The sequence below is a fragment of the uncultured Microbulbifer sp. genome, from assembly GCF_947498635.1.
GTDB classification, from domain to species: Bacteria; Pseudomonadota; Gammaproteobacteria; order Pseudomonadales; family Cellvibrionaceae; genus Microbulbifer; species Microbulbifer echini.
Map to the genome: position 1 here is coordinate 15458 of NZ_CANMKV010000010.1, position 23363 is coordinate 38820.

17 protein-coding genes and 4 tRNA genes are annotated in these 23363 nt (G+C 53.9%); 14 read left to right on the plus strand and 7 right to left on the minus strand.

Going from position 1 to position 23363, the window contains the following annotated elements; all coding sequences use genetic code 11:
- The first annotated feature begins 40 nt into the window (after positions 1-40).
- The 4 genes from Q1A69_RS06995 to Q1A69_RS07010 all read left to right on the plus strand — a co-directional run bounded on the left by Q1A69_RS06995 (position 41) and on the right by Q1A69_RS07010 (position 6491).
- Complete coding sequence (locus Q1A69_RS06995) at positions 41-1612, plus strand: AbgT family transporter (RefSeq protein ID WP_299583158.1); 1572 nt, start codon at positions 41-43, stop codon at positions 1610-1612.
- A gap of 442 nt (positions 1613-2054) precedes the next feature.
- Positions 2055-4256 (plus strand): TonB-dependent siderophore receptor, encoded by a 2202-nt coding sequence (locus tag Q1A69_RS07000; protein WP_299583161.1) that lies wholly within the window; start codon positions 2055-2057, stop codon positions 4254-4256.
- Between the two features lie 104 nt (positions 4257-4360).
- Positions 4361-4936 (plus strand): hypothetical protein, encoded by a 576-nt coding sequence (locus Q1A69_RS07005; RefSeq protein ID WP_299583164.1) that lies wholly within the window; start codon positions 4361-4363, stop codon positions 4934-4936.
- A gap of 46 nt (positions 4937-4982) precedes the next feature.
- On the plus strand, positions 4983-6491 hold the full coding sequence (locus Q1A69_RS07010; protein ID WP_299583167.1) for a PepSY-associated TM helix domain-containing protein: 1509 nt from the start codon (positions 4983-4985) through the stop codon (positions 6489-6491).
- An 18-nt stretch (positions 6492-6509) separates the two neighbouring features.
- Here Q1A69_RS07010 and Q1A69_RS07015 read toward each other — a convergent pair whose 3' ends face one another.
- The 3 genes from Q1A69_RS07015 to Q1A69_RS07025 form a co-directional block, all read right to left on the minus strand.
- Positions 6510-6971 carry a GNAT family N-acetyltransferase gene (locus Q1A69_RS07015; RefSeq protein WP_299583170.1) on the minus strand — a complete coding sequence of 154 codons (462 nt, stop codon included), beginning with the start codon at positions 6969-6971 and terminating at the stop codon, positions 6510-6512.
- 139 nt (positions 6972-7110) lie between these two features.
- The gene (locus tag Q1A69_RS07020; protein ID WP_299583173.1) at positions 7111-7893 is read right to left on the minus strand and encodes an alpha/beta hydrolase; all 783 of its coding nucleotides are present in this window, start codon (positions 7891-7893) and stop codon (positions 7111-7113) included.
- 59 nt (positions 7894-7952) lie between these two features.
- Positions 7953-8450: a PH domain-containing protein gene (locus Q1A69_RS07025; protein WP_299583176.1), complete on the minus strand. Its 498-nt coding sequence runs from the start codon at positions 8448-8450 to the stop codon at positions 7953-7955.
- Positions 8451-8640: 190 nt separating this feature from the next.
- Between Q1A69_RS07025 and Q1A69_RS07030 the strand changes: the two genes are divergently transcribed.
- Both Q1A69_RS07030 and Q1A69_RS07035 read left to right on the plus strand, forming a co-directional pair.
- Positions 8641-9528 (plus strand): patatin family protein, encoded by an 888-nt coding sequence (locus Q1A69_RS07030; protein WP_299583179.1) that lies wholly within the window; start codon positions 8641-8643, stop codon positions 9526-9528.
- A gap of 216 nt (positions 9529-9744) precedes the next feature.
- Positions 9745-10203 carry a GFA family protein gene (locus tag Q1A69_RS07035; protein WP_299583183.1) on the plus strand — a complete coding sequence of 153 codons (459 nt, stop codon included), beginning with the start codon at positions 9745-9747 and terminating at the stop codon, positions 10201-10203.
- A gap of 97 nt (positions 10204-10300) precedes the next feature.
- Here the strand turns inward: Q1A69_RS07035 and Q1A69_RS07040 are convergent.
- The 4 genes from Q1A69_RS07040 to Q1A69_RS07055 all read right to left on the minus strand — a co-directional run bounded on the left by Q1A69_RS07040 (position 10301) and on the right by Q1A69_RS07055 (position 11121).
- Positions 10301-10377: transfer RNA gene (locus tag Q1A69_RS07040), tRNA-Asp, on the minus strand.
- A 48-nt stretch (positions 10378-10425) separates the two neighbouring features.
- Positions 10426-10501 (minus strand) — tRNA-Val (locus Q1A69_RS07045).
- 419 nt (positions 10502-10920) lie between these two features.
- A tRNA-Asp gene (locus Q1A69_RS07050) sits at positions 10921-10997 on the minus strand.
- A gap of 48 nt (positions 10998-11045) precedes the next feature.
- Positions 11046-11121 (minus strand) — tRNA-Val (locus tag Q1A69_RS07055).
- A gap of 175 nt (positions 11122-11296) precedes the next feature.
- Here Q1A69_RS07055 and Q1A69_RS07060 point away from each other — a divergent pair.
- From Q1A69_RS07060 to Q1A69_RS07095, 8 genes are all read left to right on the plus strand, one after another.
- The gene (locus tag Q1A69_RS07060) at positions 11297-11824 is read left to right on the plus strand and encodes a cytochrome c-type biogenesis protein (RefSeq protein ID WP_299583186.1); all 528 of its coding nucleotides are present in this window, start codon (positions 11297-11299) and stop codon (positions 11822-11824) included.
- Entirely contained in the window at positions 11821-13047 is a 1227-nt protein-coding gene (gene ccmI, locus Q1A69_RS07065; protein ID WP_299583189.1) for a c-type cytochrome biogenesis protein CcmI, read from the plus strand. The genes Q1A69_RS07060 and ccmI overlap by 4 nt, the downstream gene beginning before the upstream one ends.
- Before the next feature lie 339 nt (positions 13048-13386).
- Positions 13387-16890, plus strand: coding sequence for a chromosome segregation protein SMC (gene smc / locus Q1A69_RS07070; RefSeq protein ID WP_299583192.1), 3504 nt, complete (start codon positions 13387-13389; stop codon positions 16888-16890).
- Positions 16891-16913: 23 nt separating this feature from the next.
- Positions 16914-17942, plus strand: coding sequence for a cell division protein ZipA (gene zipA / locus Q1A69_RS07075; protein ID WP_299583195.1), 1029 nt, complete (start codon positions 16914-16916; stop codon positions 17940-17942).
- Positions 17943-18071: 129 nt separating this feature from the next.
- Positions 18072-20123, plus strand: coding sequence for an NAD-dependent DNA ligase LigA (ligA, locus tag Q1A69_RS07080; protein WP_299583198.1), 2052 nt, complete (start codon positions 18072-18074; stop codon positions 20121-20123).
- A 212-nt stretch (positions 20124-20335) separates the two neighbouring features.
- Positions 20336-20770: a hypothetical protein gene (locus tag Q1A69_RS07085; protein ID WP_299583201.1), complete on the plus strand. Its 435-nt coding sequence runs from the start codon at positions 20336-20338 to the stop codon at positions 20768-20770.
- A 287-nt stretch (positions 20771-21057) separates the two neighbouring features.
- A complete protein-coding gene (locus Q1A69_RS07090) occupies positions 21058-21504 on the plus strand; it encodes a DUF4399 domain-containing protein (RefSeq protein ID WP_299583204.1) in 447 nt (148 codons plus the stop codon).
- Between the two features lie 58 nt (positions 21505-21562).
- Positions 21563-22951, plus strand: a complete 1389-nt coding sequence (locus Q1A69_RS07095) for a class II fumarate hydratase (protein WP_299583206.1) — start codon at positions 21563-21565, stop codon at positions 22949-22951.
- Positions 22952-23363: the final 412 nt, after the last annotated feature.

Here is a 23363-nt window from a genome sequence, read left to right on the forward strand (position 1 = left end):
AATAACACATATAAAAATAACCAAAATACAGGGCTTCATTATGGAAAATGTTCAAACAGACCCTGCCGCAGGCATTGATACCAATAAGAATGGTTGGATCAACCGGGCGCTTAATTTTATTGAAGTGGTGGGGAATAAACTTCCCGATCCAGCGGTACTCTTTCTTGTTTTGATGGTGGCTATCTGGGTGCTTTCCTGGATTTTGTCTGGAGTGAGTTTTGAGACATTGCACCCTGCGACGGGTGAGGCTATCCAAGTAACCAACCTTCTCTCCAGTAGCGAACTCGCTCGATTTTTATCCAGTATGGTCACGACCTTTACCAGCTTTGCGCCTCTTGGGGTAGTGCTTGTGGCTATGCTGGGTGTGGGGGTGGCGGAGCAGAGTGGCTTTATCAATGCGGTTTTGAAAAAGCTGCTGGCAGTGACTCCGCAGATGTTGCTCACTCCAATGCTGATTCTGGTGGCGATTGTCAGCCACACCGCCGTAGATGCGGGCTATGTCTTGGTGATCCCTCTGGGCGGAGTGATCTTCTATGCGGCTGGGCGTCACCCCTTGGCGGGTATTGCGGCGGCTTTCGCCGGTGTCTCCGGCGGTTTCTCCGCGAACTTTGTGCCCTCTGCAATCGATCCTTTGCTGCAGGGCTTTACTCAGACCGCTGCGCAGATTGTCGATCCAGAGATGCAGGTAAACCCGTTGAACAACTGGTTCTTCACCTCGGCGTCCTGCTTGGTGGTGACTATGCTGGGCTGGTGGCTCACCGACAAGGTGATCGAGCCCCGCTTGAAAAGTGTGGCTATCGATGGCGATAAAGACGATATGCCGGTGATGCAGGAGTTGGGCGCCCGCGAAAAGAAAGCCATGTATCTAGCGGCCACTGTCATGATTGCTGGGATTGTTGGTCTCATCACCTGGATGCTACCGGAGACTTCTGCCTTACGTGATGCCGAGGGTCAGTTAGCCTCCTTCGGTGCGCCGGTCATGAAGTCCATTGTGCCGTTAATCTTCCTGCTGTTTATTATTCCCGGGGTCGTGTTTGGCTTTGCCGCGGGCACCTTCCGGCAGAGTAAGGACGTGATTGATGCGATGTCCAAGACCATGGGTTCCATGGCGTATTACATCGTGATGGCCTTTTTCTGTGCGCTGTTTATTTCTGAATTTGCCCGCTCTGGGCTGGGCACCTTGCTATCGGTAGAGGGGGGTAGTCTGTTAGCGGCCATGGATATGCCGGGGCCCATCACCCTGATGGGGATCATTCTGCTGGTGGCATTTATCAACCTGTTTGTTGGGTCTGCTTCGGCAAAATGGGCGCTGCTCTCACCAATTTTTGTGCCCATGTTGATGCAGATCGGCTTCTCTCCGGACCTGACTCAGGCGGCCTATCGGGTTGGTGACTCCTCCACGAATATCATTACCCCACTAATGCCTTACTTCCCGCTGGTGGTGGTCTACTGTCAGCGTTACGTGAAAGGCACGGGTATCGGCACCCTGGTATCTATCATGCTGCCTTATTCGGTGGTGTTCCTGATCTGCTGGTCTCTGTTCCTGGTGATTTACTGGAGTCTTGGTATGCCTCTTGGGCTTCAAGCGAGCTACACCTACCCAACGCCTTAAGTACTGCCCCGGTGTGAAATATTTTGTTCCGGGGTACTTTTTTCATAGGCTCTGTCCAGGGGTGCTTCCGACAGCGGAAGCGCCTTCTCTCTCTAGAATTTCCTGCCGAGTTAAAAACCACTTGGAGAGTGAGCGCTGCTTTCTGCAACGCTCCATTAACAGAAAAATATCGATCAAACGCACTCCCTTGTTGGGTCGGTGCGGCGCCTAGGTCCAAGAGTCTTTTTGTTTAATTTCCCTCTCGTATAACGCGAAATGTGCCAGGTATTGCCGGTGCTGGCCCACACATTCCTCTGGGTTAAGCCTGCAGGGCGGACAGTGTTAGTAAAAAAATGTTCCAATAATATTGCAAGTGATAACGATTCCTATTAAGATCCGTGTCAGTTTATGTCGTCAGCTGTCGCTGCGACACCATAATTCCAATGAATGTTGAGGGATCTCAATGGGCACCGCTCGCTTCCAAGGTTTACGCCAAAACGCCTCTCCTGTTTTCTCCGGACTTAGCCGCTCACTATTGGCGCTGGCTATTGCTGCAGGCAGCTCTGCCTCTTACGCGGCGAACGAAAAAAGTGAGACTCTAGAAGAGGTTAACGTAACAGGCGAGCTGAACCTGTCCCGCCAGACTTCGATTGGCAAGCTGGATATTCCGGTTGATGAAACTCCCTTCTCTATCTCTCTGCGTGATAAAGACTTTTTTGATGTTACTGGCTCTAAGACTGTACAAGATATCCTGCAATATTCTGCTGGTGTGAATGGTGGCTTGTTTGGCGTTGATGCCCGCGGTGACTGGTCTACCGTCCGTGCCGTTGAGCCAATTATGTTTGTCGATGGACTCAAAACAACTTTCGGTAGCTATACCGGTTCACGTGCAAACCTCTTTGCCTTCGAGCGTGTGGAAATCCTTAAGGGACCTTCCTCAGTACTTTATGGACAGGGTTCTACAGGTGGTATCGTCAATCTGGTTTCCAAGCGCCCCAAAGAGGAGTTTGGTGGTGAGCTGATGGTGCAGGGCGGTGACTATGATCGCAAGGTAATTGCTGGAGATGTTACCGGGGCCTTGGACAGTGATGGAGAGTGGCTCTATCGCGTAGTGGGTTATGCCCGCGATGCCGATGCCCAGGTTGATCATGTCGATGACGACAGCACTTTGTTTATGCCTTCCATTTCCTGGCGCCCCAGTGCGGATACCGAGATTACTTTCTTGGTGAACCATCAAGAAGAAAAGACCGGTACCACTGCTGCCTTCCTACCCTGGGGCGGCACTGTTGTTGATAACGTAAACGGTGAAATCCCGACCGATACCTTTATTAGTGAGCCAGGTTGGGATAAATACAACACCGAGCAAACCGCTTATAGCTTGTGGATTGATCACCGCTTAAATGATAGCTGGGGTATCAATGCGGGTCTTCGTTATTCAAAAGGGGATGTCGACTACAACTCGATGTATGCTGATTATAATGAACTACGCATACAAAAAGATCTCCGTGAAGTATCGCGGACCGTCTATATGAAAGACGCGAAAAGCGATCTTTTGATTTTTGACCTGCGCCTGTCTGGCGAGCTGACTACAGGGGCTCTCGAGCATCAGATCACAGTTGGTATTGATAGCCAGAATGCAGAAATTGATAACAGTATTTTGAGAATGCGCGGCCTCGGTGGTGTTATTGATATTTTTGATCCGGTTTATGGCTATGTGCCAGAGGGGCTGGACGGAATGGGGAGAGAAAATACCGATGTTAATGCTGAACAAGTAGGTGTTTATTTCCAAGACCAGATTAGCCTTGGCAACTTTATTTTTAATCTGGGCTTGCGTGAAGATAGATTGTCATCGAGAACACAAAGTAATAATTCTGAAAAGTTAAGTGGCAAGCAGAGAGAGACGGAAGTCACGAAAAGATTTGGCCTAATGTACGCCTTCGACAGCGGTGTATCGCCTTATGTTAGCTATTCAGAATCTTTTGAGGCTGTTTTAGCTGACCCGAATAATCAGAGTAGTGTCTACGAGCCGGTTAAAGGGGAGCAAGTTGAAGTTGGTATTAAATACCAGCCAGAAGGCACTAATATCCTGATGACGGCTTCAGCTTTTGAAATCAACCAGAAAAATCGCTTAACTCTCGGTCTCGACAGATCCTTCCGGCAAATTGGAGAGGCGCAGATTGATGGATTTGAGTTTGAGGCCAGTGGGCAGTGGGGTAATCTGACGCTAGTGGCTAATTACAGCCAGATGGATACTGAAATACTTGAAAGCAGCGATCCATTTGAGGTTGGCACTGAAATTGAGACTGTGCCTGAGGAGCAATTCTCTCTTTGGGGGAACTATGACTTTAGTGAATGGGTTCCTGGTCTAAGCGTTGGAGTAGGCGCTCGTCATGTTGGTGAAAGTTATACCGGTATTGATAAAGTAACTCCATTGTACGCACTTTATTATGGCGACCTGGCTGCTGACTTAGCGGATTTTCCCACAGAGAATCCATCCTACACCTTATATGACGCAACCATTGGCTACGCCCTAGAGAGCTGGAAGTTCCAGTTCAATGTAAAGAACTTGACCGACGAAGTTCACACCACTTCCTGCTTGAGTCGTGGTGATTGCTTCTACGGCGAGCGTCGCTACGTGACTGCAGAGGCACGTTACACTTTCTAAGTTAGAGTAGACTGGGAGTTTGTCCGCAGGGGGAGTCTGTGGGCAAACTCCCTTTTTTGCGTTTCACCATCAGGTGGGAGCCAAAATCTCCCAGTGTGATATTTATGCCGAGTTCCTTCTACATCGTTGCCGGATTGGCCAGTATTTTTACCTTTGCGGGTATCGCCAGCCTGTATTCAGCCTGGCTTCGTAGCGGACCTCAACCACTGCGCAGCTGGCTCGGTTGGGGTTTGTTGTTGCTATCGGCTTTCGGCTGGAGTGCGGTGGTGGGGGTGGAATATGGAGTGAGTATCGCCACACTCCTGGTGATGATCGGTGCTCTCTCTCTGCTTGCTATAAAAGGTGACTGGCCGAGTGGCCCTCCCAGGCAGGAAAAAAAGCGAACAGGAAGTCCTGCTCCCTCTGAAGCCTTGCTCCAATTGTGGTTGCGAGGCACTTTGCGTTTCCTGGCTATCGCTTTATTGCCGACAGCAAGTGGCTTGCTGGCTGGACTTCTTTATTTCGGGTTTGCCAGTTCTGGTGAAAGTGCTCGCCTAGTGGGTGGCGCCTTCGTTTCGGTGATTGTTTGGACGCTGGCTATGGTCTGGTGCAGCGCAGATCGGAAGCTCCTGCGCCCCAGTGCCGGCCTCCTGATATTTTCACTAGCCAGTGGTTTGGTCTTAATGCCTACCGCGGCATAAGTATCCGACGCCCTTAGAACCCATGGATCCCTAGTAGGAACTCAACGTGAAATTTTCCCTAAAGCCAACGCCTGCTTTTGTGCGCGATATGACCGATGGACACTCAGTTCTAGGTCTGGCCGTATCGACACTGCTATATATTGTCTGTGTCAGCGGTACCCTCGCGGTTTTTTACAACGAGTTTGAACGCTGGGAGCAGGCTTCAGAGCTGGAAAATCTCGAAGTGAGTCCCTCTGCCTATCAGCTTGCTACAGAACAGGCAGTAGCGCTGGCGAAAGAAGAAAAAGAAGAGTTCGACTCGATAAAATTCACAATCCCCAATACCGATATGCCCAGGCTAACGGTTGAGGTGGGGGATATTGAGCGCTACGTTGCTGCCGATGGTTCTCTACTGGGGAAAGTTGAGCACGAGTGGACGCACTTTCTCGCCTATTTGCACTTTGCCCTCAATCTTCCCTTGGGCCTGGGTGTGCCGCTAGTTGGTCTAATTGGCGTTCTGATGGCAGCGCTGATCCTCTCTGGGTTGCTGGCGCACCCTAAAATCATTAAGGATGCTTTCTCTTTCCGGCTGACAGGTTCAAAGCGCTTGCAGCAAGTGGACTTGCACAACAGGTTGGGAGTCTGGGCGTCACCCTTCCACTTGGCGATCGCCATTACTGGTGCATTTATTGGTCTCTCCCAGGTCGCGGCCTTTGCGATCGCGGGCCTTTTCTTTGATGGCGATACGGAGAGAGTTGAGCATATTCTCTATCGCGAACACCCGATCATGGAGGAGAATGCCCCGGAGATGCCGCTTCCGGATTTTGCAGAAATTCTTGCGCAAATGGAGCGAATTGCTCCGAATGAGGAGCGCACGAAGCTGGAAGTAGCTTTCCCTGGCCGCGAGGGGCAGGTTGTGGAAATCTGGACTCGTGTCCCCGAGAAGCTGGTTTGGGGCGAGCGCTACCACTTTAACCCGGATGGCAGTCTGATTGAAAAAGAGGGGTGGTCTGAAGGGGATGCGGCCAAGCAGGTATATCTATCCACCTTCCGACTGCACTTTGGCCACTTTTCTGGTTTCCCGGTAAAGATTGCCTATTTCCTGCTAGGCATTGGTATGTGTGTGCTGGTTGTGTCCGGCATCAATATCTGGTTAGTGCGTAAGCGCCAGCGCGGCCAGCCTGCCAAGCGACTGGAGCGCGTCTGGATGGCTCAGGTTTGGGGGATCCCTTTTGCGATCGCTTTAAGCGCCGTAACCTATCTGGCCTTCGCAGTGCCTGCAGCTCAGGTGTTCTGGGGGACCACCGTGGTGTTGAGTGTGGTCGCTGCCTTTGCGGGAACGGTTGCCGGTTGGTCAATGTTGCTCCGCGGGGCGACCATCGCCGCCTGCGTGCTGGCAGTGATCGTCCACACTTCGATTTTTGGTGCAGACTCCTTTGTACACGCATCTCTGGTTGCCAATGCCGTGTGGTTACTGATTGCCGCGGGGATTGCCGCCTCGTGCCTTTATACCTGGGTGCGGCGCCGGGATGGCGCCTTTGCTTCATCGGTAGGCAGTGCTGTCGGAAGCCGCTGAAAACGAAGATGCCCGGTATTATTCTGATGCCGGGCGCAGCATTTCTATATGGGGTATACCGTCTTCATCGTAAGGGGCGGATACCCGCTCAAAGCCAAACGCCCCATAAAACCTGTCTAGGTGTTCTTGCGCAGAAATACGAATGCTCATGCCGGGGTAGGTCGCCTGAGTTTGTTCAACGGCACGGCGAATGAGCTCTTTACCCAGGCCTGTACCACGGCTGGGCTCTGTAGTAAGCACCCGGCCTATGGAAGGCTCCGGGTATTTTTTTCCGGGAAATACTACGCGCAGGTACGCCATCAGCCGAGGGGGTTCGTTGTCTTTATCCCAGCAGATCAGGTGCCATGCAGACTGGTCTTTACCGTCGGCATCCTGATAGGGGCAATCCTGCTCCACGGTAAAGACCTCCTGCCGCATCCGCAGAATTTCGTAGAGTTGATCAATAGAGAGTTGATGAAAGCTACACCACTGCCACTGCACTTTGTATGCCTCTATATTTGGGGAGCTGGAATTTCTAAAGTTTGCTTATCCAGATATTAAACTGGCTTGGTGGGGAAAAAAAGCCAGTGCGAAGCGGGTCGATGGACTTTCCCTCGACCCGATGGCGGTAGGTTGTAGCTTAGTGAGCTTGGGATTTTGGGGGGCTTCTTGCAAAGGTGCCGTGCTCCAGGTAGTGGAGTACCTGGGCAATCACTTTTTTGTCCTTCATCATAAAGACATGGGTTACAGGCATTTCCAGGTGGTCTTTCATACCCTCTAGCTTGGTGCTTGTAACGGAGACTTTGCCATCATCGGTCTCGGGAATCAGCCGTGAAAGTATCAGATTGATGCTGCGTGTGCCTGCGATGATGCCCACATCAAAATCAGCCCTCCCCAATTGATTGGGAACACTCAGCTCACCAGTGCCAAGCTGTAAGCCCGCATCCCCAAAGGCAAATTCGAAGCCAGGAAAATCGCCGAGTTTATCTACCACTTCGCTACCTTTGTTGGGCGGGCCCAGCATCACGACGCGATTGAGGTTTTCAATTTTCACTTGGCTGAGATATTGGCGCACCAATATGCCGCCCATTGAATGGGTGACAAAGTTGATTTCACTATGGCCAACACAAGCATCGAGTGCGGGGGCGATGGCGCTGCCGGCCAGTTGTTCGATAGGGAAGCGAGTGGAGGGATAATCCACATTGACAGTCTTGTAACCGGCGTCACCGATCGCGCGTTCTAACTTGGCCATGGAACTGTCTGATTTAGCCAGGCCGTGCAGCAGTATCACGCAGGCGGAGTGGGCGTTCGCTGAGAGAGAGCCCAGGAGTATTGAGCCCATAAGTAGCGTGAGGGTTAAAAGCAGCTTTTTCATTGATGTCCTGTTAATGGCGGCCTTACCGTCGGCAGTATGCGGCGACATCAAAAAAAATCCAAGATACCGGCTTGGGTTGGTTGAGTTTCACCGAGCCGGCTACCGGGTCACTCGATTTTCTGGCGCAGCATTTCGATCATGCGTGCGGGATTATCTGGAGTGATTACTAGGGTTTTACCGGGGAAGCGCAAAACGACAGCCTTCTGCTGGTCTGTGGCAAAGGCGCGAAAGCGGCCTAGCGGTTTATTCTGGAACAGGCCGATATAGCCAAAGAGGCCTGAATTACCAAAAATACGGACCGATCCTTGCATAGCTGCAGGGTCGGCTTTAGCCTCGTGTAGCCCCTCCAGGGAAATCGAGGTCTTCCAGCCGGGTCTCAGAATTTGCAGGCGATTGTGGTCCAGGCTGTAGCCACGAATGGAGAAACCAGCACCCAGAAGTAAAATCACCGGAGGTAGTGCAATGGCCAGGCTAAACAGGAGTGAGGGTGTTTGCGGGGACTTGGCCAGCAGGATAACTGGGATTGCTAAAAGCAGCGCAGCGCTCAACAGGCTGATTATTTTCAGCTGGCGGCTCCAGGGGGCTTGAAAAACAACAGGGTGCATAGATAACTCAATAAACAATGGGCGGTTTGAATGCCTCAATCATAGTGCTGATGGAATCCGCTTGGCAAAGCCGCAGTGAAAAGTACTGTTCTTTGGTTTGCTGAAAGGATTCAAAGTCCCGTGGAGGGGTATGTCATCGGCGTGTGGCATGAGTTTTGAGTAGTAGTAATTTTTCAACGATGGATGAATGATGGCAAGTGGGATTAAAGAGCGGGAGCGACAGTCGGCCCTGGTCGTAGAGGGTGGGGCTATGCGCGGTATTTTTGCCGCAGGTGTGTTGGATGCTTTTATTGAGGTGGATTTTTACCCCTTTGACTTCGCTATCGGTGTTTCCGCAGGTTCAACCAACCTGATTGGCTACTTGGCGGGGGATCACGGACGCAGCCGCCAGATTTTACTCGATCACGCCACGCGAGCAGACTTCATTGATTGGCGGCGCTATCTGAGAGGAGGGCACTTTTGTGATATCAACTGGTTGTGGCACGCGTCCTATAAGGATGTTCCTCTAAGTATTACGCGCTATACGGAAAATGGTGTTCCCCTTTATGCGGTAACTACCAGTATCACCAGTGGGCAGCCTCACTATGTGTGTGTGACGCCTGAGAATATGCACGAAGTTTTTCCTGCATCATGCGCGATTCCCATGGCCTACCGGGACTTTCCGTCAGTTGCTGGAGAGCCCATGACCGATGGCGGCCTTGCGGATTCGATCCCGGTTATTCGAGCCTACGAACAGGGTGCCCGCGATATCACTGTGATCCTGTCGCGCCCTTTGGGCTATAGAAAGCCTGTCGGCTCGGCCCCGAAATTCATCAAGCAGTTTTTCCACGACCATGCCCGTTTGTTTGAGGCGGTACTGGATAGGGGGGAGCGCTATAATCGTGCCCTGGATTTTATTAAGGCGCCACCGAAGGACTGTCGAGTGTCGGTGATTGCACCCCCCGCGGATTTCCCGGTAAAGCGCTTTACCCAGGAAATTGAATTATTGGAAACGGGTTATGAAATTGGCGGTGCATTGGGCAGACAGTTTTTGAGTAACCCTGTTGATGAGGCGCCGCCGCTAACGCCCAAGAGCTAGCTAAGTGAGGGGCAGGTAAATCCTTGTCTATCAGGAGTCGCTCCTGATCAATCATTTTGAGGTATTTATCTTGGCTCTTAATTTAGGCTGCCCGATTATTGGCATTTACTTCCTTTGTCGCTTGTAGGAGTCTTGTGTGAGGAGTGGATAATATTGCTAACCTAATACGATTTCGCGCAGGATTTTGAATAACAAACTGAAGGGAAGGAGGGAGGTATGAATGGAAAGTGCCTTTGTGGTGCTGTTGAGTTTCAATTGGATGGGCCCTTGCCGGACCTCTATCAGTGTCACTGCTCGCTTTGTCGCAAGCTGAGTGGCTCTGCCTCAGATACGGCCATGTTTATTGGTCGGGATCAGTTTCGCTGGGTGCGCGGGCTGGATAAAATTTCCTCCTATCGCAAAACTACGGGCTTCAGGGCGGACTTTTGTGGCAGCTGTGGCAGTACGGTCCCCCACCTGATGAGTAACACTACGCACTTCTGGGTCCCCGCGGGTCTGCTTGATGGGGAGTTCTCCGGAAAAGTGGCGGTCCACCTGCATGTTAATTCCAAGGCCTGCTGGGATGAAATAGGCGGGCAGGGGGAGCACTTTGCGGAAATGCCAGAAATAGAAGAATTGAGCCGGCTTCTACATGAAGATGTTGAAAAGGTGGAGGGAGAATTGGTGGAAACTTGAGGTGGGGGTTTTGTAAAAATTTTTAATGCTTACCTTTAAATATGCTTTAAGTACATACAAAAAAGCCCCGCTCTTGCGAGCAGGGCTTTTTTGTATGTGGCGGACCGGACGGGACTCGAACCCGCGACCTCCGGCGTGACAGGCCGGCATTCTAACCAACTGAACTACCGGTCCGCATTCCTGCTTCTCTTTAAATATCTTGCCGGGCAAGAGTAAGAGAAGTGGTGGGTGGTACAGGGGTCGAACCTGTGACCTACGGCTTGTAAGGCCGTCGCTCTCCCAACTGAGCTAACCACCCCGTGTCAGGAGCTGCGTATCTTAATGATATTTTTTTTACGGTCAACTGCTTTCACAAAAAAATTCTTAAAAATAATTTTTGAATAAAAATTAATCAAGTCCCTGTAATAATTTTGAGGCATGCCTGGCTGAATTTTTTTCGACACAAAAAAATAGTTTTTTATTTTTTTAGTACGCGGCGACAAATTGACCGCAAAAAATATATTGCGAGTTAGGGTCCACTATTTTTTGAGGTCAAATACATTTTTGTTGGTGGAGTTGCGGTTGCATTACCACTCAAGGACAGCTCAATTGGGTGGGGTTACGAATATACCGCTTAAGTGATCGTGGGGATTTGCAGTTTGTTTTTTGGGGAGCGCGAAGTGGGGTGAGTGCACATACAAAAAAGCCCCGCTCTTGCGAGCAGGGCTTTTCTGTATGTGGCGGACCGGACGGGACTCGAACCCGCGACCTCCGGCGTGACAGGCCGGCATTCTAACCAACTGAACTACCGGTCCGCATTCCTGCTTCTCTTTAAATATCTTACCGGGCAAGAGTAAGAGAAGTGGTGGGTGGTACAGGGGTCGAACCTGTGACCTACGGCTTGTAAGGCCGTCGCTCTCCCAACTGAGCTAACCACCCCGTGTCAGGAGCTGCGTATCTTAATGATATTCTTTGCTGCGTCAACGCCTTTTTTGAATTTTTTTTTGTCTTTCAATGAGTTAAGGCATTTACGCAGGTGTAGTTGGGCGTGTCCGGCGGGAGGTGACACTGCTATAATCGCGAAAATTTCCAGGGTATAAGCGTGGAACAAGCCGTGAAAGAAAAGCGTTGGCTGGGGCAATTTCTACTTGGACTTGGTGCGTTGTGCCTGTCTGTGGTCGTGCAGGCCGTAGTGGAGACGGAAAAGCTGTCCTCTCCAGAATTGGAAGCACGCTATCGGGTGCTGATTGAGGAAATGCGTTGTCCAAAATGCCAGAACCAAAACTTGGCTGGCTCGGATGCGTCAATTTCCGCAGACCTGCGCCGGGAGATCCGTCGCCTGCTGGAAGAGGGGTTTACGGACCAAGAAATAGTCGACTACATGGTGGCCCGTTATGGGGACTTTGTACTCTATAGGCCCCCGGTACAGCGCAACACTTTGGCATTGTGGTTGGCCCCCGGCGTTTTTGCCTTGCTGGGTCTGTTGGCCCTTATTGTGATTGTGGTGCGCTCCCGCAGCGGGACCGGCGCCGGGCAGGACGATGCCAGTGGCGAGTTGACGGAAGATGAAAAGCATCGCCTGAAAAAACTCCTGGGCGATGACGGGGATGATTTGACTGAGCGTGGGAAGAAAAGCAAATGACTGATATTTGGTTTGGTTTGGCGATCCTGCTGTTATTGCTGGCTCTTGTTTTTCTCTTGCCGGGCCTGCGGGCTGCGGGGGCACGCCGTGCGGGTGTAGATAAGCGCGCGGCATTGGCGGAGATTTATCGCGAGCGCTCCCGTGAGTTGCGTGCCGCAATGCAAAGTGGCGCTATCGATGAGCAGCAGTTTAACCAGCTTGAGGCGGAAATGACTCGTGAACTCCTCAGTGCCGAGACGGAAACCGCTGCTGCGGCTCCATCACGGCGCGGTGCAGGTCTGCTAATAAGCTTGGCTGTTTTGTTCCCAGCGATGGCGGTGGGCGCCTATGTTCTATCCGAGCGCCCTGCAGAGGTGTCTCTGTATCGCGAGATGATGGCCAGTCAGCAGGGGCAGACAGACCCGTCGAGTGAAGAGCGTATCACCCAGCAACTGAAACAGCGTGCCGAGTCTCACCCAGAGGATTTGAGTAGTCGCTTCGTATTGGCGCAGAGGCTCCTGGTCAGTGGCGATATAGCCGGTGCCGTGGATGGCTATCGCTTTGTGTTGGAGCGTGAACCCGAGGCGGTGTCGGTCAAAGCCGAGCTGGCCCAGGCCCTGTTCTTTGCGGGTGGTTCCAAAATCACGGACGAGATTCGCACGCTGATCCATCAGGTACTAGAGGCTCAGCCCAACAACGGCACTGCTTTGGGTCTAGCAGGCATCGCCGCTTATGAAGATAAAAATTATCGCCAGGCACGCGATCATTGGCAGGGTGCCCTGGTGCAATTAGCTCCGGGAACGGCCGCGGCCGAGGCTTTAGCGGCGGGGGTGGCCCGTGCAGAAAAGGCCCTGGCAGAGCGCGGTGAACCGGTCGTTGCCGAGACCGCAGTTGAGGTCCAGGAAGGGGCGCAGATTCGCATTGCGGTGAGTTTGAGTGGCAACGTTGCCGCGGATCCTTCGACTCCAGTCTTTATTTACGCTCGCAGTGCTGATAGCCCGATGCCTTTGGCGATTGTGCGATTGACTGCGGGACAGCTGCCGGCGGAGGTGGTGCTGGATGAATCACGGGCGATGATGCCGGGTCGTTCAATTTCTACGGTGGACTCTGTGCAGTTGGTTGCGCGTTTGGCTTTGCGCGGTGACGCGCGCCCCGCATCGGGCGACTGGCAGGGCACCATTAAAACTCTGCCCAAGTCGCGCTGGGGTGATCAGCAGTCCATCGTGATTGACCGGGAACTCTAGGCTTTTAGGTAAATACAAACCGCGCCGTTCAGGGCCAATATTCTAAAGGATATGGTGCCCTGAGAACTATTTTACGCGTTGGTGGTCACAGGCGCGCGCGGCAAAAATAGAGGTTTTTCTTTTCCCTGCCGCTGGCGATTTCATACAGCTTGAGATGTTGGCATTGGGTACCAGTTGCGGCGGTTGTGCGATCTTGACTTGACCATCGGCCATTCCGGCCGATAATCCGCCTGCAACGATACTGTGAAGAATCGCGCTGAAAGCCCTGGTGGCGCCATGTACAATTGAGCGTTTGGTGATCGGGCCGGCAAAGATAAAAAATACCGAGTTTAAGAATACATGCGTCTGAAGTGCATCAAGCTTGCGGGTTTCAAGTCCTTTGTTGACCCCACCACTGTTTATTTCCCGACAAACCTCAACTCGGTGGTTGGTCCCAACGGGTGCGGCAAATCCAATACGATTGATGCCGTGCGCTGGGTGATGGGGGAGTCGTCGGCAAAAAACCTGCGCGGCGATTCGATGACCGATGTGATATTTAATGGCTCCAGCGGGCGCAAACCCGTTGGCCAGGCCTCTATTGAATTGGTATTCGATAATTCTGCCGGAAAATTAACCGGCGCTTATGCCGCTTTCACCGAGGTCTCTGTGAAGCGCAAAGTGACCCGCGAAGGGCAGAACAATTACTACCTTAATGGAGAGAAGTGCCGGCGCCGCGATGTGACCGACCTGTTCCTTGGAACTGGCCTCGGACCGCGCAGCTACGCGATTATCGAACAGGGCATGATCTCAAAGTTGATTGAGGCCAAGCCAGAAGAGCTCAGGGTTTTTATCGAAGAAGCCGCCGGTATTTCCAAATACAAGGAGCGTCGTCGCGATACAGAAAATCGCATGCGTCGGACTTCGGAAAACCTGGAGCGACTCACCGATATTCGCGATGAGCTGGAACGACAATTGTCGCGTTTGGAGCGTCAATCTGCCGCAGCCGAGAAATACAGTCGGTTTAAAGGAGAAGAGCGCAGTCACAAAGCAAATCTGCAGGCGCTGAAATACCGCGATCTCAATGAAAAATCCTCCGCCAAGCAGCAACAGATCGGCGAGCTGGAGCTGACTGTGGAGGAGCTGGTAACCCGGCAGGTGAATTGCGATACGGGCATTGAGCAAAAACGCGTGGGCTATCACGAGTTGTCCGACAGTTTTAATGAGGTACAGGGGCGCTTCTATGCTGTGGGCGCGGATATCGCCCGCCTCGAACAGAGCATTGCTCACGCTCGCGAGCGCTCGACCCGCCTGCAATCAGACCTGGGACAGACGGAACAGGAATTCCGCGAGGCGGAAACCAACCTGGAGGTGGATCGCGAGAAAGCCGCCCAGTTTGAGGAAGAGCTGGAAATTATCGTGCCGGATCTTGAGATGGTGCTCGCTGCGGAGGAAGACTCCGCCAGTGGTCTGCTCGAAGCCGAGGAGCAGATGCGCAACTGGCAAAACGAGTGGGATCAGTTTAACCAGGGGGCCTCCGGCTCGCGCCAAATGGCGGAGGTACAGCAGTCGCGTATCCAGCACCTGGAAACCTCTGGGCAGAGACTGCTAGAACGAATTAACAAGCTTGTCGCAGAGCAATCTGGCCTACAGGTCTCCGAAGATGATGAGGAAACCCTGCAATTAAATGAGCAACTCGCCGAACTGGAAATGCAGGTGCAGGAGCGCCGCGAAGAAACTGCTGAGCGTGGTGAATCTCTGCAAGAGCGGCGCAGTCGAGAGCGGGAACTGGCTAGCGAGCTGGACCAGCTGCGCCTTCAGTTACAAACCAGCCGGGGCCGCCAGGCATCCCTTGAGGCACTGCAGCAGGCCGCGTTGGGGCAGGGCAAAGCCGTAGAGAATTGGCTGCAGCAACAGTCGCTGGCCGATAGGCCCCGACTCGCCGACCAGATCCAGGCGGAAGCCGGCTGGGAGACTGCCGTGGAAACGGTACTGGGCCAGCAGTTGCAGGCGGTTTGTATCGAGCAGTTGGAAAATTTGGCCGAGGGTTTGGATCAACTGCAAAGTGGTCAGGCGATCTTTATCGATGGCAGTGCCGTAAACCCCACGGCTGTCGGACAGCTGCCATCTTTGACCCGTGTGGTGCAGGGGCCGGCATCTCTCACCGGCCTGCTCGCCGGCATTTACACAACGGAAACTCTCAATGAGGCTCTGACACAGCGCAGTGCTCTGCAGCCCCATGAGTCCATAGTGACTCGTGACGGACTCTGGCTCGGCCCCAACTGGCTGCGGGTGAGTCGCGCCAGCGACGCGGAGTCCGGCGTCTTGGCTCGCAAGCAGGAGCTGGAAATCCTGGAGAGAGAGATCTCCCTGTGTGAAGAACAGATAGAGCAGGGTACCGAGCAGCGTGAGACACTGCGCAATCAGGTCACTGACCTGGAGCGCGCGATTGAGCAGGCGCGCAATGATTCCGAACAACTCGCTCGCCGCGAAGCTGAAATGCGCAGCCAACTCTCTGCCCGCCGCGCTCGCGCCGAGCAGATGAGTGAGCGTCGCCATCGGATTGAGCAGGAAATTGCCGAGGTGCGCGAGCAGCAGGAACTTGAAGGCGAGTCTCTTTCGGAGGCGCGCCTGATGCTGCAAGAAGCTGTTGAAGCCATGAGCGATGATACCGATCGCCGTGAAACGCTTATGGCGCGGCGCGAAGAATTGCGCGAGGCCCTGGATGCCGCGCGGCTGCGTGCCCGCGAAGACAAGGATCGCGCCCACGAACTGGCTATGCGCGAGCAGTCGGTGCGCACTCAAATGGTTTCCCTGGAGCGCACCCTACAGGTGATGAGTGAGCAGCTTGAGCGCCTGCGCACCCGCCGTACACAGCTGCAGGAGCAGATGGCCGAAACCCAGGATCCCTCCCAGGATTTCCAGATGGAGCTGGAGGAAAAACTGGGTGAGCGTATCGAGGTGGAAACAGAGCTGGTCGAGGCGCGTAAAAAACTTGAAGAGGTGGAAACCGGCCTGCGTGAGCAGGAGCAGGAGCGACACAAAGTGGAGGCGGCCCTGCAGGGGGTGCGTGTCCAGTTGGAGCAGGAGCGCCTCTCCGCACAGACGCTCGATGTGCAGCGCAACGGTCTGGTGGAGCAGCTGCGCGAGAGTGACCACGATGTGGACCAACTACTCGAGCAACTTCCGCGGGATCTGAGCATCGCCCAGGTACAGGAAGATCTGGAGCTGGTCGCCGCACGTATCTCTCGCCTGGGGCCGATCAACCTCGCGGCCATTGATGAATACAAACAGGAGTCTGAGCGCAAAAACTACTTAGACCGCCAGCATGGCGATCTGATGGAGGCGCTGGAGACTCTGGAAAATGCAATTAAGAAAATCGACAAAGAGACGAGAAGCCGCTTTAAAGAGACCTTCGATCAGGTCAATGCGGGTTTGCAGGAGCTCTTCCCGAAAGTCTTCGGGGGCGGTAATGCCTACTTGGAGCTAACGGGTGAAGACCTGCTCGATACTGGTATCGCGATCATGGCGCGCCCGCCGGGTAAGCGCAATAGCACGATTCACCTGCTTTCCGGTGGGGAAAAAGCGCTGACCGCGATTGCCCTGGTATTTTCGATTTTCCGCTTGAATCCAGCACCTTTCTGTATGCTGGACGAGGTGGATGCTCCTCTCGATGACGCTAACGTAGGTCGCTACGCACGAATGGTTAAAGAAATGTCAGAACATGTTCAGTTCATCTATATTACTCACAACAAGATTGCAATGGAGATGGCGGATCAGCTGTTGGGTGTAACCATGCATGAGCCGGGTGTATCTCGCCTGGTGTCGGTCAATGTGGAAGAAGCTGCAGAGCTGGCTTCTGCATAAGGCGTAAAAGGAGGGGCGCTTAAATGGATAACTGGCTGGTTACAATCCTCGTTGTGGTGCTGCTTGTAGTGGTGCTCGATGGCATACGCCGCGCAATCTTGCGGCAGAAAGCTGCAGTGAAGGTATCCCGGAATCTATCCAAGGCTATGCAATCCGATATCGGGGCCGATGCGGACCCCCTTATCCGGGAGCCGAAGCACTCGCCCGAGGTGAGTGAGAGTAGCGACGATTTTGAAGAGGAGCCCAAACCACGGGCGGCAACCAGTGAGTTGCCGGGGCAGGTGCGGGTTGTGCAGCGGCGTGCCCTGGAGGATGCGCTGCATGTGAATCGCCAGGTACAGGAGAGTTTTATTTCCTCGCGCAAACCTCTGGCCGGAAGTGCGCCGCAGCGCAGTGCACAGGAACAGGGGATGCTGGATCTGGATGATCAGGTGCCCACCCTGATGGATTCTGTAGGCGAGGAGTCTCGCTTTGAGCCCGAGCTGAATGAGTCCCAAAGCCTCGATGTGTTCGGAGCGGAGCACGCTGTACAGAGTGAGGAGCCTGAGTACTTTCGCGAGTCCGCTGCACAGGTATCCCCTGGCGCAGGCCCCTCAGCAGAAAAAATGCCGGTGCGCGATGAGGTGCTGGTGATAAATGTTATGGCCCCCGAGGGAGATTTTTTCGAAGGCAATGACCTTCTTCGGGTGATGGTGGCCTCGGGCATGCGCTTTGGTGAGATGAATATCTTCCACTATCACGAGGGTGGCGGTGCCGATGGTGCGGTAATTTTCAGCCTGGCGAACATTGTTGTGCCGGGGGTTTTCGATCTCGCACAAATGGAGGAGTTTGCCACTCCGGGGGTCAGCCTATTCCTGGCGCTGCCAGTTGAGGGTGAGGCGATACAAGCTTTCGATCAGTTGCTCTCCACCGCTTACAAAATTTCCGAACTGCTCGGTGGTGAGCTAAAGGATGAAAATCGTAGTGTTTTTACGGCACAGACTGCCGAGCACTACCGTCAGCGCGTGGTGGAATACCAGCGCCGCCGTGCCCTGAGCCAGGCGCAAAGCTGACAGTCCTGATATTTGCAGCAACGTAATAGCGGCCCCAGGCCGCGGTTGAGCCCGAGGGGGCTTTCCGCGAGCTGGGGCCGCTGTTGCATCTGAACTCTATTTTTTGATTTATTTTCACTTGAACAATCGATGACCAATCAAGTTATTCCCGAATCGGTACGCGAACGGGTGCAGGCGTTGCACGAGCTGCTTCTCCGCGCTAATTATCAATATTATGTACTGGATAACCCCGAGTTACCGGATGCGGAATACGACCGTCGTCTGAGGGAGTTACAGGATATCGAGCGGCAGTATCCCGAGCTGCTGAGCCCGGACTCCCCCAGTCAGCGGGTTGGTGCCGAGCCGCTGTCCTCTTTTGCCGAGGTGCGTCACGAGGTGCCTATGTTGTCCCTGGACAACACCTTCAGCGATGAGGAACTGCTCGAGTTTGATCGCCGTGTTGGCGAGCGCCTGAATAGCCGAGAGCCGATTCAATATGCCTGTGAGCCGAAGCTGGATGGCATTGCGATCAGTCTGCTTTACCGCGATGGTATTCTCGAGCGTGCGGCCACGCGCGGCGATGGCGCCACGGGTGAGGACATTACTCAAAATGTGCGCACTATCGGTTCGGTGCCTTTGCGATTGCGCCGGGATAAGAGCATTCCCAAGCCCCCGGCAGTGCTGGAAGTGCGTGGCGAAATCTATATGCCCAAGGCGGGCTTTGCCGAATTGAATCGCAAAGCGGCTGCAGCCGGCGAAAAGATATTTGTCAACCCGCGCAATGCGGCCGCGGGCAGTTTACGTCAGCTGGACTCCCGCATCACTGCGCAGCGCCCTTTGGAACTCTGTGTTTACGGAGCAGGTCTAGTGGAGGGGGCTTCCCTGCCGGCAGAACATGTGGCAATACTCGAGTTGCTGGGGCAGTGGGGGTTTCGCATCAATAGCGAAATGCATGTGGCGGCAGATATTCAGGACTGTATTGAGTATCACCGCGCGCTCGGAGAGAAGCGCGCGGCGTTGCCCTACGATATCGATGGCATTGTTTTTAAGGTCAACAGTATTCCCCTGCAGCGCCGCCTGGGCTTTGTTGCCAGGGCGCCGCGCTGGGCCATGGCTTACAAGTTTCCCGCCCAGGAGGAAATGACACAGCTTGAAGATGTGGAGTTTCAGGTGGGGCGCACCGGTGCGGTGACTCCGGTAGCCCGGCTCAAGCCGGTATTTGTCGGCGGCGTGACTGTCTCCAATGCAACCTTGCACAACCGCGATGAAATTGAGCGCCTAGGTGTGATGATTGGCGATACCGTGATTATTCGTCGCGCGGGCGATGTGATTCCCCAGGTTGTCTCCGTAGTGGAGAGTAAGCGTCCACAAAATGCCCGTGTAATTGAGTTCCCCATCCATTGCCCGGTGTGTGATTCGCCGGTGGAATCAACTCCCGGAGAGGCTGTGGCCCGCTGTAGCGGCGGTTTGATCTGCAGTGCCCAGCGCAAGCAGGCGATCAAACATTTCGCTTCACGCAAGGCCATGGATATTGATGGCCTGGGGGATAAACTGGTGGAGCAGCTGGTAGATGAGGGCCTGTTGCACTCAGTTTCCGGTCTTTACCACCTCAATTTTGAGGCGTTGGTGGGGTTGGAGCGTATGGGGCAAAAATCCGCGCAAAACCTGCTCGATGCTCTAGAGCACAGTAAAGATACGACCTTGCCAAAGTTCCTCTATGCGCTTGGTATTCGCGAGGTGGGAGAGGCCACGGCGCGCAACCTGGCGCGCTATTTTGGCAAGTTGGAATCTCTTGCGGGGGCCACGGAGGAAGCACTGCAAGACGTGGAAGATGTGGGCCCGGTCGTGGCGCACTTTGTCGCAGAGTTTTTCCAACAATCCCACGCTCAAGAGGAGATTGAGGCCCTGCGTCAGGCGGGCGTGCACTGGCCGGCGGAGGAAAGTGCCGGTGAAGAGCAGCCTCTGTCGGGCCAGACCTGGGTACTCACCGGTAAGCTCGAGACCCTATCCCGCAGCGAGGCCAAGGATTATTTACAGCAACTTGGCGCTAAGGTGGCGGGCAGTGTCTCGGCAAAAACCCACCATGTTGTGGCGGGCCCTGGAGCTGGTTCGAAATTAAATAAGGCGCGGGAGTTGGAAATTCCGGTGATGGATGAAGAGGGTCTGATGGAAATGTTGCGCGAGCGGGGTTTCGAAATTTAATCTCAGGTCCGCGGGCACTGTGAGGTGGTGCCCGTTTTAGCCGTTAAACCCCGCAATAAAATTATGGGTAAAGCGCTGAATTTCCATGCAATGTCGGTGATCGCCCGTGGAGTTATGGCTTTCTGTCTGCTTCGCCGTTAAAGTGCATCTCCTAGATCTTTTTTGCCCTGGGTACCTGATGTCCGGCGGCGCTGCGGTAAGGAATGGAATTAATGCTTCAGGGCGATCAGGAATCCATAGTCTACGGTTGTATCAAAGACAGCAACAGCCTCGCCGGAGGCAGTGAACGCCGTCGAATAAACCGCAATGCGGTGCTCGCCCTGCCCAGTGCCGACGAGTGGCCTTTTCTCTGTCGCGACATGTTTTCCATTCCGACCATCAAGATGAAACAGTCCCAGTACCAAACCGATGTTATTCATTTTGGCGCATCCTATCGGGCGGTAGAGTACGAATGGGATATGTGGATTCAGAAATTTGAAGAGTTGCTGAAAAGCATGTACTGGGTCTCCGCCACGGTGCACTTAGAGACCGAGCTTTCCGGTTTGCACTCCTTCAGCTGGGAAGCAGCCGGCCTCTATCACGAACCGGGTAGCGGCGATATGCAGGTGCGCTGTGAGTGGACCCAGGAGGGCCGGGTGAGTGTCTGACGGCACGGTCTCCCGCCCATAAAGTACCTAAATATCCCCGCAGCTTTTCCATCCCCCCATCCACCTCCCTTACTCGTTCCTGCCCGTTGGTATTTCTGGAGGCGTCAGTCACAGATTTCAGGGCTGAACTACCATTCGGCAACTATATTCCCTGGAAACCCCTTTCAGTGGGAACTTGGTCTGGTAAAGTGCTGTTTGCCTCCCCGCCACAGAATGTGGGGTTGGTTGGCTGTTCAGCCAGATGATAAGAATTGGCACCACGGGTGCCCTATCAGGAAGGAATGATTATGATCAAAGTAAACTCACTACTTTTCGCCAGCGCCCTGATGCTGTCTCCGCTGCTGCACGCTGCAGAGCACGATAGTAAGGCTGACGCTGTAAATAAGGCCCAGCAGGAAACCAAGCTGTACATTATTTCCCCAAAAGATGGTGAAAAGGTGCCGCAGACCTTTACCGTGAAGTTTGGCCTGTCTGGCATGGGGATAGCTCCTGCGGGCGTAGAACGCGAGAATACCGGGCATCATCACTTGTTGATTGATGTGGACAAAATGCCGGACCTGAGTAAACCCCTGCCTGCGACTAAAAATATTATTCACTTCGGTGGTGGTCAGACCCAAACTCAAGTGACTTTGCCGCCCGGTAAGCATACGTTGCAATTGGTGCTCGGCAACTATATGCATGTGCCGCACGAAAATCCGATAGTGTCGAAAAAAATCACCGTTGAAGTCGAATAGTTTCCGACACATTCCACACTTCTAAATGGTGCACAGGGGTGCACCCTAAGAGACACAAATGGGCGACAAATTCCGCATTGAAAAGGACAGTCTCGGCGAAATCCAGGTGCCACAAAAGGCGCTTTACGGACCCCAGACCCAGCGTGCCGTAGAGAATTTCCCGGTCAGTGGCAATCGCCTGCCAACTGAATTTCTTCGGGCCATAGTGCTGATTAAAAAGTCGGCGGCGGAGGCCAATAGGGATCTGGAATTACTGGATAAGGCGCGCGCTACGGCGATTATCAGTGCCTGCGACCGTCTCGGCGATGAGGAGTTTGCGCACCATTTTCCGGTGGATATCTACCAGACCGGTTCCGGCACCAGCACCAATATGAACGTGAATGAGGTGCTTGCGCACCTCGCGGCAGAGGGCAATGGTCTATCCATTAGCCCCAATGATCATGTCAATATGAGCCAGAGCAGTAATGATGTGATCCCTACTGCGATCCATGTGGCCTCGCTACTTGCTGTGCGCGATCAGTTGTTGCCGGCACTGCGCCATTTGCATACTGGCCTGTGCGAAAAAGGTGTGGAGCTGGAGAGCGTTGTCAAAACCGGTCGCACCCATCTGATGGATGCGGTCCCCATGACCATGGCGCAGGAGTTGGGCGGTTGGGCGGCACAGATAGAGAGCTGTCGTGAGCGCATTCGCGGCTGTATGCCTCGCCTGGCCCAGTTAGCTCAGGGGGGCACGGCGGTGGGGACAGGCCTCAACGCCCACGAGAATTTTGCAGAACTGTTTGCTCAGAAGTTGAGCGCACATACCTCCCAACAGTTTCGGCCTGCGGATAATTTCTTTGAAGCGCTCTCCAGTCAGGACACTTCTGTGGAGCTTTCCGGGCAGCTAAAGGTTTTGGCCGTGGCGACCATGAAGATTGCCAACGATCTGCGCTGGATGAACAGCGGCCCTCTGGCCGGGCTGAAGGAAATTGAGCTCAAGGCTCTGCAGCCGGGGAGTAGTATTATGCCGGGCAAGGTCAACCCGGTCATCGCGGAGTCCGCTGCGATGGTGGCGGCTAGGGTGATGGGAAATGACACGACAATCACCGTGGCCGGACAGAGTGGCAACTTTCAGCTAAACGTGATGCTACCGCTGGTGGCCAGCACACTGCTCGAGAGTATTCACCTTCTCGCCAATGCCGCGCAATTGCTGGCGGACAAGGCAATTGCGAGTTTCACGGTGAACCGTGCCCACATTGAGGAGACCCTGGGGCGGAACCCGATTCTTGTCACGGCCCTGAATCCGGTAATCGGTTATCTCAAGGCTGCTGAAATTGCCAAAGCCGCCTACAAAAGTGGCAGGCCAGTACTGGATGTGGCGCTTGAAATGACGGATCTCGACCGCAAAACACTGCAGAAACTGCTGGACCCGGCACAGCTATCCAAGGGGGGAATTGTGGGCGAATAGCCCAAATTCAGGCAAAGATCGCAACGCCCAGCATGATCAGGGTAATTATTGCTGTCATGAACATCATCCCGCGGAATAGGCGCAGCAGGGTGGCCTGATCCTCAGGTTCCAGCATTCTTCTGGGCATTCACGCCTCCTGCGGCGTTGACAGATACCTGCCGATCCCTCACGATTCGACGCCGCGTCGGTACCTAGGGAACTTCTGAATAATCCCGTAATGTCTCTGCGGGGCTTGAAACTGCAGGCTCCAGGCGCAGCTCAAGCGAATGGCTCTGGTCCTTTGCGGCTGTTGCGACGCAGAGGATGTGGCTCTAAAAGACCCACCGGGTGAGGCTTTTAGAGCGGCTCACCCTCTGAAAGCCAGGGCTCTTGCGGAATTACTCAGAGGTTTTTTAGTGCCGACCATACAATG